Origin of the sequence: Streptomyces sp. NPDC021212, assembly GCF_044332925.1 — a bacterium.
Classification (GTDB): Bacteria; Actinomycetota; Actinomycetes; order Streptomycetales; family Streptomycetaceae; genus Streptomyces.
Map to the genome: position 1 here is coordinate 513,997 of NZ_JBIRPZ010000003.1, position 13,480 is coordinate 527,476.

The window sequence follows — 13,480 nt, forward strand, 5'->3', positions numbered from 1 at the left end:
TATGGCATGGAACGGAGGTTTGGAAACTTGGCGCGCGCCGGGGTTGGTCGTCGTCGAGTAGCGGTAGCGCACCTGGGGAGCGTTGACCGACGGGTCGCTCGGCTTGGTGGGCGTGTCCCCGACCGGTGAAGGCCGTGCTGTTGTTCGTAACGTTGTAGAGGCTCGACCTATCGACAGAGACGCTCCGGGTAGTGGGTGACCTTGGCGGATGACCTTCAAGATCTTTAAGTGATCACTTGCATTGATCGCATCGGCCATGCATACGCAAAAACCCCGCTGTCAGCGGCTGGGCTGATGGCGGGGTCTGCTGGCACCTTCTTCGAGGTGCCCCCGGCAGGATTCGAACCTGCGCACACGGCTCCGGAGGCCGTTGCTCTATCCCCTGAGCTACGGGGGCTTGCGCCCGTCGCTGCTGTCTCGCGGCGACGAGTAGAACACTACCAGTTCGTGGAGGGTGGTCATGAACGCTTATCGGGAGAGGGGTGAGCGAGGGGGCCGGCGGGAGCGGAGGGGGGTATACCGCATGTGGAGGGCGGGGCGCAGGGGAGTGGGGGAAAGGTCCCTCGCACGTGGTGGAAGTGGGCAAAACGCGGACGCGGGGGCGGGGGCGCGCCTACTCTTCAGGGTGTGCCTGGCTTGTCCGGCCGGGTCCTTGTCGTCGACGACAACAAGGTCATCCGGCAGCTGATCAGGGTCAACCTCGAGCTGGAGGGCTTCGAGGTCGTGACCGCCGCCGATGGTGCCGAGTGCCTGGAGATCGTTCACCAGGTGCGGCCCGATGTGATCACTCTCGACGTCGTGATGCCCAGACTGGATGGGCTGCAGACGGCGTCCAGGTTGCGTGCTGATGCGCGGACCCGGCGGTTGCCGGTCGCGATGATCAGTGCGTGTACGCAGGTGGAGGTGGACCGGGGGCAGGCGCTGGGCGTGGATGCCTTTCTGGCGAAACCCTTCGAGCCCGCCGAGCTGGTGAAGCTCGTGGGGCGGCTGATGAAACAAGGGGCTGCTGGGGCGGCGGCGCCCGGTGATGCTGAGCCGGCTGTGGGGCCCACCGGCTAGCCGAGGTCTTGGGTTGGCCGGTGGGCGCCCGTTTGACTGTGGGGCGCACGGGCGTCCGAAGGGCGAAACCGGTTCGCGGGGGCACCCCTCTCCTCACATACGCTGGTGCCGTGACACCCGCCCAGCTCTCCCGCACTGTGCTGCACACCGTGCGTCGTGCCGTCGAGGCCGACGAGCTGTGCGTCGCCGTGCCGGAGCGGGTGAAGGTGCAGACCCCGCCGCGGCCCGGGTGCGGGGACTATGCGACCAATGTGGCGTTGCAGCTCGCTCGGGGGCGGGGCCCAGGGGCTGCCGTCGGCATTGCCGAGGTTTTGCGGCGGCGGCTCGTCGGTACGCCCGGGATCGCCGCCGTTGATATCGCTGGGCCCGGGTTCCTCAACATCACCCTGGATGCGCACTCCCATGAGCAGATGGTCGAGAGCGTCCTTGAGCAGGGGGATCAGTACGGGCTCGGGGACGGGCTTGCGGGGGTGTGCTTGCGCTTCGCGCCCGCTGATGAGGTGCGGGCCGCGCTGGTGCTGCATGTCGTGAAGGGGCTTGTTGAGGGGTGTGGGGGGTCGGTCGTCGTAGAGGCCGGCGGGGAGAGCATTTCTGTGCGGGCCGCTGGGGTGGGGGCTCCTGAGCTGCTGGCCCGGCTGGGGAGCGATGCTGCTCGGTGGGGGTTGTTGCGGGCTGCCGCGCACGATGTTCCGGATCTTGACCCCGGTCGCCTGTTGGCTCAGCGGGAGGGGAATCCGCTCTTCCGGGTGCGGTATGCGCATGCGCTGGCTCAGCGGACCACCGTCGATGGGGGAGACAGTGCCCACGACGGGGTGCTGCTTGGGTTGCTCTCCGACTTTCCTCGTGTCGTCGAGGCCGCCGCTCGGCATCGCGCGCCCGATCGGCTTGCGCGCCACCTTGTTGCCACTGCTGATGCGTTCCTTGCCGACAGCCGGCGAAAACGCCTCGCCGAGGCCACCCGCATCGTGCTCGCCAATGGCCTCCGCCTGCTTGGCATCAGCGCCCCGAAACGCCTTTGATCAATGAGAGAGACAGCATGAGCCGTTCCGCCCACCCCGCCGGGCCCCGTCACGCCGATGTTCTGCCCGAGGGGCACTACGCCGCGCCGCCCGCCGATCTCAATCAGCTCGACGCCCGGGTCTGGTCCCGCACCGTGACGAGGAACGCCGACGGCGTCCTCACCGTCGGCGGGATCGACGTCGCCACGCTCGCCGAGCAGTTCGGGACGCCCGCCTACTTCCTCGACGAGGACGACTTCCGCGCCCGCTGCCGGGCCTGGCGGGAGGCGTTCGGGGAGGACGCGGACGTGTTCTACGCCGGGAAGGCGTTCCTGTCCCGCGCCGTCGTGCGCTGGCTGCATGAAGAGGGGCTGAACCTCGACGTCTGCTCCGAGGGGGAGCTGGTCACCGCCCTCGCCGCCGGGATGCCCGCCGAGCGGATCGCTCTGCATGGGAACAACAAGAGTGGTAGGGAGATTCAGAGGGCGGTCGAGGCAGGGGTCGGGCGCATCGTGCTTGATTCCTTTCAGGAGATCGTGCGGGTCGCCCACATCGCGCAGGGGCTGGGCAAGCGCCAGAAGGTGCAGATCCGGGTCACGGTCGGCGTCGAGGCGCATACGCACGAGTTCATCGCGACCGCCCACGAGGACCAGAAGTTCGGCATTCCGCTCGCGGGCGGGCAGGCGGCCGAGGCGGTGCGGCGCGCGCTGAAGCTCGACGGTCTTGAGCTGATCGGCGTGCACTCGCACATCGGGTCGCAGATCTTCGACACCTCCGGCTTCGAGGTGGCCGCCCACCGCGTCGTGGGGCTGCTCAAGGAGGTCCGGGACGAGCACGGGGTCGAGCTGCCCGAGATCGACCTCGGTGGTGGGCTTGGCATTGCGTACACGCCGGATGATGACCCGAGTGAGCCGGAGGACATCGCGAAGGCGCTGCGGGAGATCGTCCACCGGGAATGCGATGCAGCGGGCCTCGCGGTGCCGCGGCTGTCCGTCGAGCCCGGGCGGGCGATCGTCGGGCCGACGGCATTCACGCTGTACGAAGTGGGTACGGTCAAGGAGCTGCCGGGGCTGCGGACGTACGTCAGTGTCGATGGGGGCATGTCCGACAACATCCGTACGGCGCTCTACGATGCGGAGTACTCGGTCGCGCTGGTCTCCCGTTCGTCCACGGCCGAGCCGATGGTGTCCCGGGTGGTCGGCAAGCACTGCGAGTCGGGCGACATCGTCGTACGGGACGCCTTCCTGCCCGCCGATCTGGCGCCCGGCGATCTGATCGCGGTCCCGGCCACCGGCGCGTACTGCCGCTCGATGGCCAGCAACTACAACCATGCGCTGCGTCCGCCGGTCGTCGCCGTCCGGGACGGGCAGGCGCGGGAAATCGTCCGGCGGGAGACGGAGGAGGATCTTCTGCGGCTCGATGTCGGTTGACGACCGACGATGCCGCAAGGCGGTGTCGGTCGGCGAGAAGGAAATCTCGGATACTGGACCCGGGGCGGAAAACCCCCTCCAGTGCATGAGACTGGTGCACACCTAGATGGATGAGAAGCGAGGTCGGATGATGCGTACGCGTCCGCTGAAAGTGGCGCTGCTGGGCTGTGGAGTCGTCGGCTCAGAGGTGACGCGCATCATGACGACGCACGCGGACGACCTCGCGGCGCGCATCGGCGCTCCGGTCGAGCTGGCCGGGATCGCGGTGCGGCGCCCGGGGCGGGTCCGTGAGGGCGTACCGGCCGAGCTGGTGACCACCGACGCCACCGCGCTGGTCAAGCGCGGGGACATCGACGTGGTGGTCGAGGTCATCGGCGGGATCGAGCCCGCCCGCTCGCTGATCACCACCGCCTTCGAGCACGGCGCGAGCGTGGTGTCGGCCAACAAGGCGCTGGTCGCCAAGGACGGCGCCGCGCTGCACGCCGCCGCCCAGGAGCGCGGGGCTGACCTCTACTACGAGGCGGCGGTCGCGGGCGCGATTCCGCTGGTACGGCCGCTGCGCGAGTCCCTGGCCGGCGACAACATCAACCGCGTCCTCGGCATCGTCAACGGCACCACGAACTTCATCCTCGACCGGATGGACACCAGCGGAGCCGGATACTCCGAGGCGCTGGACGAGGCCACCGCGCTCGGGTACGCCGAGGCCGATCCGACCGCCGACGTCGAGGGCTTCGACGCCGCCGCCAAGGCCGCGATCCTGGCCGGGATCGCCTTCCACACCCGGGTCACCCTCGACGATGTGCACCGTGAGGGCATTACCGAGGTGACCGCGGCCGACATCGCCTCCGCCAAGCGCATGGGGTGCACCGTCAAGCTGCTCGCCATCTGCGAGCGGGCCGCCGACGGCCGGTCGGTGACCGCTCGGGTGCACCCGGCGATGATTCCGCTGGCCCATCCGCTGGCCTCGGTCCGCGAGGCGTACAACGCGGTCTTCGTGGAGGCCGACGCCGCAGGTCAGCTGATGTTCTACGGACCGGGCGCTGGCGGTTCGCCGACCGCCTCGGCCGTCCTCGGCGACCTGGTCGCGGCGTGCCGCAACAAGCTGGCGGCCGCCACCGGGCCGGGCGAGTCCGCGTACAGCCGGCTGCCCGTGAGCCCCATGGGCGAGGTCGTCACGCGCTACCACATCAGCCTCGATGTCGCCGACAAACCGGGTGTCCTCGCTCAGGTCGCGACAGTCTTCGCCGAACACGGCGTGTCGATCGATACGGTCCGGCAGCAGGGCAAGGACGGCGAGGCGTCCCTCGTCGTCGTGACCCACCGCGCGAGCGATGCCGCACTCTCGGCGACCGTCGAGACACTGCGCCGGCTCGACACTGTCCGTGATGTCGCGAGCATCATGCGGGTCGAGGGCGAATAGCCGGCCGACACCACGGCAGGCCGACAGCAGGCCGACAAAGGCGGAGCAGAGGCCGAGTAGAGGGCGAGCGGAGAAAAAGGGAAATCATGAACGCAATTGCTGACGCCGGGCCTCGAATGTCCGGCACCCGCCAGTGGCACGGATGGCGGGGCATCATCGAGGAGTACCGCGACCGCCTCCCGGTCGGCGCGACGAGCCCCGTCGTCACCCTCCGCGAGGGCGGGACGCCCCTCGTGCCCGCGCAGGTGCTCTCCGAGCGCACCGGCTGCGAGGTCCACCTCAAGGTCGAGGGCGCGAACCCCACCGGGTCCTTCAAGGACCGCGGCATGACGATGGCCATCAGCGCGGCCAAGGAGGCCGGCGCGAAGGCCGTCATCTGCGCCTCCACCGGAAACACCTCGGCGTCGGCGGCGGCGTACGCCGTACGGGCCGGGATGGTCTGCGCGGTGCTGGTCCCGCAGGGCAAGATCGCGCTGGGCAAGATGGGTCAGGCGCTGGTGCACGGCGCGAAGATCCTCCAGGTCGACGGCAACTTCGACGACTGTCTGACGCTCGCGCGCGGCCTTTCGGAGAAGTACCCGGTGGCGCTGGTCAATTCGGTCAACCCGGCCCGCATCGAGGGCCAGAAGACCGCGGCCTTCGAGATCGTCGACATGCTCGGCGACGCGCCCGACATCCATGTGCTGCCGGTCGGGAACGCGGGCAACATCACCGCCTACTGGAAGGGCTACCAGGAGTACGCGGCCGAGGGCGGCCCGGCCTCCCGCGCCCCCCGCATGTGGGGCTTCCAGGCGGCGGGCTCGGCGCCCATCGTGCGCGGTGAGCCGGTCAAGGAGCCGGCCACCATCGCCACCGCGATCCGGATCGGCAACCCGGCCTCCTGGTCGCAGGCCGAGCGGGCGCGGGACGAGTCGGGCGGCTTCATCGACGAGGTGACCGACCGTCAGATCCTCGCCGCCTACCGGCTGCTCGCCTCCCAGGAGGGCGTCTTCGTCGAGCCGGCCTCCGCGGCGAGCGTGGCCGGGCTGCTGAAGGCGGCCGAGGAGGGCAAGGTCGACCCGGGCCAGCGCATCGTGTGCACGGTGACCGGCAACGGGCTGAAGGACCCCGACTGGGCGGTCGCGGGCGCCCCGCAGCCGGTCATCGTGCCGGTGGACGCCGACGCGGCGGCCGTACGGCTCGGGCTGGCGTAGTCCGCGAGGGTCGGCGTGGTCCGCGAGGGTCGGCGTGGTCCGCGAGGGTCGGCGTGGTCCGCGAGGGCCGGCGTGGGCCGCGAGGGCCGGCGTGGGCCGCGAGAGTTCGCGGCCGTACGGCTCGGACGGGGCGCGGCACGTGCGGCCCTGCGGCCTTACGGCTCGGGCTCGCGTCGCCCTCCCGGCTCGGCGCCATGCGTGCGACGGGCCGCGCGGTGGGCCGGGTGCTGTCTTCGGACTCCCCGGCCCGCGGCCCGTGGAACCCGTGGAATCCCACGTCAGGGGCTGTGCGGCCCGCCGTCAGGCAGCGTTGCGGGTCCCGCGTCAGGGCATGTGCGGAGCCCGCGCGAGGCGGGTACGGCTCCGGCGCGAGTACGCCTGCGGCGCTTCGTCCCCCACCCCGCCCCTCCCCGAACCGGGGGCAAGCCCCCGGGCCCCCTGCGGGGCTCCGCCCCGCACCCCCGCCGGGGCTCCGCCCCCACACCCCCGCTGCCACGGCGGAGGGGCTGGGTGATACCCCCGGAGGGGAGGGGTCGTGAGGGGCCGTCGGGTCCCTGCGGGGGGCGTGCGCCGCTCCCCGCGGCCACCGTCCGCCGGGCGATCTCAAGATCCACTCAAGTGGCGGATGAGATGCGCAGGAACGATGAGGGCAAGGGGAACCCTCCAGTAGAGTGGACCCGGTCGACGACAGGGAGTGCGACACGCATCGTGCGCCTCCCGTGCGCCCTATGTCGCGACAGAACCTTCCTTCGATAGGCTGTACTGAATCCGCCCCGACGCAGAGCGTTCATGGCGTCGCCGTCCTGTCACGGTGGCCCCCGCGGTGTTCCGTACCTCTTCGAGCAATCTCACGTAAACACAAGGAGAGTCATCGAGCGATGGCCGGTCCAGCGTTCCGCGCCGCCGCCGTCCGAGTGCGCGTCCCCGCCTCGAGCGCCAATCTCGGTCCCGGCTATGACGCCTTCGGCCTCGCCCTGGGGCTCTACGACGACGTGGTGGTCCGGGTGGCCGACTCCGGTCTGCACGTCGACATCGCGGGCGAGGGCGCCGAGAACCTGCCGCGCGACGAGAGCCATCTGCTCGTACGGTCCCTCCGCACCGCCTTCGACCTGCTGGGCGGGCAGCCGCGCGGCCTCGAGGTGGTCTGCGCCAACCGCATTCCGCACGGCCGCGGGCTCGGTTCCTCCTCCGCCGCCATCTGCGCCGGGATCACCGCCGCGCGCGCCGTGACGATAGGCGGCGCCGAAAAGCTCGACGACGAGGCGCTGGTCGAGCTGGCCACGGAGATCGAGGGTCACCCCGACAACGTCGCCGCCTGTCTGCTCGGCGGCTTCACCCTCGCCTGGACGGACGCGGGAGCGGCCCGGGCGATCAGAATGGATCCTGCCGATTCCATCGTTCCGGTGGTCTTCGTGCCCGGGAAGCCGGTGCTCACCGAGACCGCCCGCGGACTGCTGCCGCGCACCGTCCCGCATGTGGACGCGGCCGTCAACGCGGGGCGCGCGGCCCTGCTCGTGGAGGCCCTGACCAGGCGTCCCGAGCTGCTGCTCGCGGCGACGGAGGACCGGCTCCACCAGGAATACCGCGCTCCGGCGATGCCCGACAGCGTGAGCCTGGTGCACCGACTGCGTGCGGACGGCGTCCCCGCGGTCGTCTCCGGCGCGGGCCCCACGGTGCTCGCGCTGGTCGAGGACGGTGCGGCCGACAAGGTCGCACGACTGGCGGGCGAGGGGTGGGCGGCCAACCGGCTCGCTCTCGACGCCGGGGGGGCGAGCGTCCTGCCGCTCAGCTGACCCAAGCGCCCGGGGGCGTCCCCCGGGCCCCGCACAACTCGATTGCCGGTTGGAGAGGGGGAATGTTTGTTGGATCCGGTAGTGTTAACCTCAAGTCTGCACTCGAAGCCTCTTGGATGTACTCGGAGGCGCAGTGCTCAGTGTCCCCATCCGGGACCACCCTTCTTCCGGGAGCCTCCCACACTGCCTGAGCAGCCTGCCTGAGCAGTGGCGTGCACGCACCGGAATCGGCGTGGCGGATCCAAGCGAACCACTCTGCCGCGTCGGAACCATGAATGTTCTCTCCGCCGTACCGGCGGACCACCGCCCCGGCCCGGTCCGTAACGGAAGGACCACAGCCGGACAGCACAACCGGTCGCCGAGCCAGACAGGCCGACGCCCGCTCCAGGGAAGGACCCTTCGTGAGCGACACCACCGATCTGATGGGCGTGAACGCCTCCGGCACCTCCGACAGCGGTGTCGGCAATGCCGCCGCGCCCGCTACGGACGCTTCCGCGCCTGCCACCGGTGCTGCCACTGGCACTGCCCCGCGGCGACGCCGCTCGGGCACCGGCCTTGACGCCATGGTCTTGGCGGAGCTGCAGCAGCTCGCCTCGAGCCTGGGCATCAAGGGCACCGCGCGGATGCGCAAGAGCCAGCTGATCGAGGTCATCAAGGAGAAGCAGGCCGCATCCGGCGGCGGAGCCCAGGGCTCCGAGGCCGCCCCGTCCGCCGACGAGGGGGTGACCAAGCCGAAGCGCCGTACGACCTCCAAGGCCCGTACGGGCGAGGACAGCGCGGACGCGGGTAAGCAGGAGAAGACCGACAAGGCCGGCAAGGCCGTCCAGGCCAAGGATGCCGAGAAGTCCGGCAAGGGCGGCAAGGCGGACAAGGCCGCGACGCAGGGGCAGATCGACATCCCGGGCCAGCCCGGGGAGCCCGCCGCCGACGAGCAGCCGGCCGGTGAGCGGCGTCGCCGCCGGGCGACCGCGCCCGCCACCGCGACCGCCGAGTCGGGGGGCACGGCCACCGCCGTCGAGACCCGTACGGAGACGCGGGCCGACGCCCGCGCCGAGACCAAGGGTGACGCCAAGGGCGAGGCGGCGGTGGACACCGCCGAGGGCAGGGGCGCCAAGGGCGGCGAGCGCCAGGAGCGGGGCCAGAAGGGCGACCGCCGCGAGCGCGGCGGCCAGCGCGACCGCGGCCGCGGCGGCAAGGGCGACGACGGCCAGCAGGGCGGTGGCGGCCGTCAGCAGCGCGACGGCGGGCGCGGCCAGGGCCAGCAGCGCGCCGACGACGGCGATGACGACTTCGAGGGCGGGCGCCGCGGGCGCCGCGGCCGCTACCGCGACCGCCGTGGCCGCCGTGGCCGCGACGACTTCGGCAACGAGCCGCAGGTCTCCGACGACGACGTCCTGATCCCGGTCGCGGGCATCCTCGACATCCTCGACAACTACGCGTTCATCCGGACCTCCGGCTACCTGCCGGGCCCGAACGACGTGTACGTCTCGCTCGCCCAGGTCCGCAAGAACGGTCTACGCAAGGGCGATCACGTCACCGGTGCGGTCCGCCAGCCGCGCGAGGGCGAGCGCCGCGAGAAGTTCAACGCGCTGGTGCGGCTCGACTCGGTCAACGGCATGGCGCCCGAAACCGGTCGTGGGCGGCCCGAGTTCGGCAAGCTGACGCCGCTTTACCCGCAGGACAGGCTGCGCCTGGAGAGCGAGGCCGGCGGGCTGACGACCCGGATCATCGACCTGGTCGCGCCGATCGGCAAGGGCCAGCGCGGTCTGATCGTGGCCCCGCCGAAGACCGGTAAGACCATGATCATGCAGGCGATCGCCAACGCGATCACCCGCAACAGCCCCGAGTGCCATCTGATGGTCGTCCTCGTCGACGAGCGTCCTGAAGAGGTCACCGACATGCAGCGCTCGGTCAAGGGCGAGGTCATCTCCTCGACCTTCGACCGTCCCGCCGAGGACCACACCACCGTCGCCGAGCTGGCGATCGAGCGGGCCAAGCGGCTGGTGGAGCTGGGCCACGACGTGGTCGTGCTGCTGGACTCGATCACGCGTCTGGGCCGTGCGTACAACCTGGCGGCGCCCGCCTCCGGCCGCATCCTGTCCGGTGGTGTCGACTCGACGGCGCTCTACCCGCCGAAGAAGTTCTTCGGCGCCGCGCGGAATATCGAGGACGGCGGCTCGCTGACCATCCTGGCCACCGCGCTGGTCGAGACCGGCTCGCGGATGGATGAGGTGATCTTCGAGGAGTTCAAGGGCACCGGCAACATGGAGCTCAAGCTCGACCGGAAGCTCGCCGACAAGCGCATCTTCCCGGCGGTCGACGTCGACCCGTCGTCCACCCGTAAGGAAGAGATCCTGCTGGCGCCGGACGAGCTGAACATCGTCTGGAAGCTGCGCCGGGTGCTGCACGCGCTCGACTCGCAGCAGGCGATCGAGCTGCTGCTGGACAAGATGAAGCAGACGAAGTCGAACGCCGAGTTCCTGATGCAGATCGCCAAGACCACGCCCAGCCCGGGCAACAACGGCGACTGACCGCATACGGATCTCCTACGGAGCGGTCACGCTCCGTGGTCCGAGGCCTCCCCGCACCGCGGGGAGGCCTCGGTTTTTATGAGAGGTGAACCACACCAAAAGGGACGGTCACGGAACGGTCTCGATGCCCTTATCGTGGCCGAAAGCGCAGGTGAGAGCGGTAAGGCGGGCGAAGGGGACGAAGGGCGCCCGGGCCGCCCCAGATGAAAACGGGGGGAACTCCGTATGCAACCCTGGCGCTCGGCCTGCCATCTGTCAGGTCGACACCGCGACGCCACGCCTGACCGTGACGGCAGGGGGTACCCGGGATACAAGGACTGAGGAGCACATGGCTGACGACCAGCAGAACACGCCGGTGAACCCGGGCCGTCATCGAGCCCGCGGAGGTGCCGCCTCCAGCCGCCCCTCCGGCCGCCGCCGCAAGCGTCCCAGCGCGCGCCGCAGGGCCACGCACGTCACCGTCTGGTCGGTCGCCTCCGTACTCATCCTCGGCGGCGCCGGGGCCGGGTACCTCTACTTCAAGCTCAACGGCAACCTCACCGGCGTCGACGTCAACGCGGCCCTGGGTTCCAACCGCCCCAAGAACGTCGACAACGGCTCGATGGACATCCTCGTCCTCGGCTCCGACTCCCGGGCCGGGAAGAACGCCAAGTACGGCAAGGACGAGGGCACCTCGCGCTCCGACACCGCGATGATCGTCCACGTCTACAAGGGCCGTAAGAAGGCCAGCGTGGTCAGCATCCCGCGCGACACGCTCGTGCACCGCCCCTCGTGCCTCAAGGACGGCAAGAAGACCCCCGCCGTCCAGGAGGCGATGTTCAACAGCGCCTACGAGGCGGGCGGCCCGGCGTGCACCATCAAGACCGTCGAGGCCATGAGCGGCATACGCATGGACCACTTCCTGGAGGTCGACTTCTCCGGCTTCCAGCAGCTGATCGACGACCTCGGCGGCGTCGACATCACCACCACCCAGGCGATCCACGACCCGAAGAGCCACCTCGACCTGGAGCCCGGCCCGCACACCCTCAACGGCGAGCAGTCGCTGGGCCTCGTACGGACCCGGCACGGCGTCGGCGACGGCAGTGACCTCGGCCGGATCAAGCTCCAGCAGGCGTTCGTCAAGGCCCTGCTCGACCAGATCAAGAGCGTCGACCTCTTCGGCAACCCGAAGAAGCTGTACGACCTGGCGAACACCTCCACCAAGGCGCTCACCACCGACTCCGAGCTGGCCTCGGTCAACAAGCTGTCGGGCTTCGCCAAGAGCCTCCAGGGCATCGGCTCGGGCAACATGAAGATGACCACGCTGCCCGTCCAGTACGACCCGAACGACCCGGCCCGGGTGCTGCCCATGGAGGCCAAGACCAAGCTGATCTGGAAGGCGCTGAAGGCGGACAAGCCGATCCCGGCGGCCGCCAGCAAGGGATCGGCGGGCGACGCGAACGACGCCGGGAACGTGGTCAAGTAGGACTGCTCGGCGGATGTCGGACGGGGCCGGGAATATCCCGGCCCCACCCCCGGTTTTGGGGGATGCGGCCAGTGCTGGCAAACTGGATCGTCGGTCCCGGTTCACGACGTGCAAACCCGCCCGTCGACCCGGCGCCCTCCCGAGAACCCAGGAGAATCCCTTGAAGCGCGACATCCACCCCGAGTACGTCGAGACCCAGGTCAGCTGCACCTGTGGCGCGTCCTTCACCACCCGCAGCACCGTGGGCGGCGGCACCATCCGTGCCGACATCTGCTCCGAGTGCCACCCGTTCTACACGGGCAAGCAGAAGATCCTCGACACCGGTGGCCGTGTGGCGCGGTTCGAGGCCCGCTTCGGCAAGAACGCCGGGTCCGCCAAGAAGTAGCGACCCGCACGGCGCCGGTCCTCGGTCGCCCCCGCGCAGGGGCGACCGGACCGGCGTTTTGCGTCGGCCGACCCGTCGGCCGTCCTGCCCGGCCCGTATTCCCCGCGTCCACGCAGACCCACCCAGGGAGCCCTCATGTTCGAGGCGGTCGAGGAACTGATCGGCGAACACGCCGCCCTCGAAAAGCGGCTCGCCGACCCCGCGGTCCACGCCGACCAGCGCGAGGCGAAGCGGCTCAACAAGCGCTACGCCGAGCTGACCCCGATCATCGACACGTACCGCGACTGGAAGCAGGCCGGGGACGACATCGGGACGGCCCAGGAGCTGGCCCAGGACGACCCGGACTTCGCCGACGAGGTCAAGGAGCTGGAGCTGCGCCGCGCGGAGCTGACCGACCGCTTGCGGCTGCTGCTGGTCCCGCGCGACCCCAGCGACGACAAGGACGTGATCCTCGAGGTCAAGGCGGGCGAGGGCGGCGAGGAGTCCGCGCTGTTCGCCGGCGACCTGCTGCGGATGTATCTGCGGTACGCCGAGCGGATCGGCTGGAAGACCGAGATCCTCGACGCCAACGAATCCGACCTCGGCGGCTACAAGGACGTCCAGGTGGCCGTGAAGGCCAAGGGCACCATCGAGCCCGGCCAGGGCGTGTGGGCCCGGCTGAAGTACGAGGGCGGGGTGCACCGCGTCCAGCGGGTGCCCGCCACCGAGTCCCAGGGCCGCATCCACACCTCCGCGGCCGGTGTGCTGGTCACGCCGGAGGCCGAGGAGGTCGAGGTCGAGATCGGCCCCAACGACCTGCGGATCGACGTCTACCGCTCCTCGGGCCCCGGCGGCCAGTCGGTGAACACCACCGACTCCGCGGTGCGCATCACCCACCTGCCGACCGGCATCGTCGTCTCCTGCCAGAACGAGAAGAGCCAGCTCCAGAACAAGGAGCAGGCGCTGCGCATCCTGCGCTCGCGGCTGCTGGCCGCCGCCCAGGAGGAGGCCGAGCGGGAGGCGTCCGACGCCCGCCGCAGCCAGGTCCGCACCGTCGACCGCTCCGAGCGCATCCGTACGTACAACTTCCCGGAGAACCGCATCTCGGACCACCGGGTCGGTTTCAAGGCGTACAACCTTGACCAGGTGCTCGACGGGGAGCTGGCGCCCGTCATCCAGGCGTGTGTCGACGCCGACGCGGCGGCGAAGCTCGCGGCGGCGCAGTAG

Annotated in this window: 10 protein-coding genes and 1 tRNA gene; 10 read left to right on the forward strand and 1 reads right to left on the reverse strand. The window is 70.3% G+C overall.

Annotated elements, in window-relative coordinates; all coding sequences use genetic code 11:
* Nucleotides 1-325 precede the first annotated feature (325 nt).
* Nucleotides 326-397: transfer RNA gene (locus ACH4SI_RS10580), tRNA-Arg, on the reverse strand.
* A 230-nt stretch (nt 398-627) separates the two neighbouring features.
* Between ACH4SI_RS10580 and ACH4SI_RS10585 the strand changes: the two genes are divergently transcribed.
* The 10 genes from ACH4SI_RS10585 to prfA all read left to right on the forward strand — a co-directional run bounded on the left by ACH4SI_RS10585 (nt 628) and on the right by prfA (nt 13,480).
* Nucleotides 628-1,059, forward strand: coding sequence for a response regulator (locus ACH4SI_RS10585; RefSeq protein WP_398294869.1), 432 nt, complete (start codon nt 628-630; stop codon nt 1,057-1,059).
* 110 nt (nt 1,060-1,169) lie between these two features.
* A complete protein-coding gene (locus tag ACH4SI_RS10590; RefSeq protein WP_398294871.1) occupies nt 1,170-2,078 on the forward strand; it encodes an arginine--tRNA ligase in 909 nt (302 codons plus the stop codon).
* Nucleotides 2,079-2,095: 17 nt separating this feature from the next.
* Nucleotides 2,096-3,487 (forward strand): diaminopimelate decarboxylase, encoded by a 1,392-nt coding sequence (gene lysA / locus ACH4SI_RS10595; protein WP_398294873.1) that lies wholly within the window; start codon nt 2,096-2,098, stop codon nt 3,485-3,487.
* Nucleotides 3,488-3,614: 127 nt separating this feature from the next.
* The gene (locus ACH4SI_RS10600) at nt 3,615-4,907 is read left to right on the forward strand and encodes a homoserine dehydrogenase (protein WP_398294875.1); all 1,293 of its coding nucleotides are present in this window, start codon (nt 3,615-3,617) and stop codon (nt 4,905-4,907) included.
* A gap of 86 nt (nt 4,908-4,993) precedes the next feature.
* Nucleotides 4,994-6,100: a threonine synthase gene (gene thrC, locus ACH4SI_RS10605; protein ID WP_398294877.1), complete on the forward strand. Its 1,107-nt coding sequence runs from the start codon at nt 4,994-4,996 to the stop codon at nt 6,098-6,100.
* Between the two features lie 878 nt (nt 6,101-6,978).
* Nucleotides 6,979-7,893: a homoserine kinase gene (gene thrB / locus ACH4SI_RS10610; RefSeq protein WP_398294879.1), complete on the forward strand. Its 915-nt coding sequence runs from the start codon at nt 6,979-6,981 to the stop codon at nt 7,891-7,893.
* Between the two features lie 401 nt (nt 7,894-8,294).
* A complete protein-coding gene (gene rho, locus ACH4SI_RS10615; RefSeq protein WP_398294881.1) occupies nt 8,295-10,424 on the forward strand; it encodes a transcription termination factor Rho in 2,130 nt (709 codons plus the stop codon).
* Between the two features lie 328 nt (nt 10,425-10,752).
* Complete coding sequence (locus tag ACH4SI_RS10620) at nt 10,753-11,889, forward strand: LCP family protein (protein WP_398294883.1); 1,137 nt, start codon at nt 10,753-10,755, stop codon at nt 11,887-11,889.
* A 160-nt stretch (nt 11,890-12,049) separates the two neighbouring features.
* Nucleotides 12,050-12,274, forward strand: a complete 225-nt coding sequence (gene rpmE / locus ACH4SI_RS10625) for a 50S ribosomal protein L31 (protein WP_030823398.1) — start codon at nt 12,050-12,052, stop codon at nt 12,272-12,274.
* Nucleotides 12,275-12,409: 135 nt separating this feature from the next.
* Nucleotides 12,410-13,480, forward strand: coding sequence for a peptide chain release factor 1 (gene prfA, locus ACH4SI_RS10630; protein WP_398294885.1), 1,071 nt, complete (start codon nt 12,410-12,412; stop codon nt 13,478-13,480).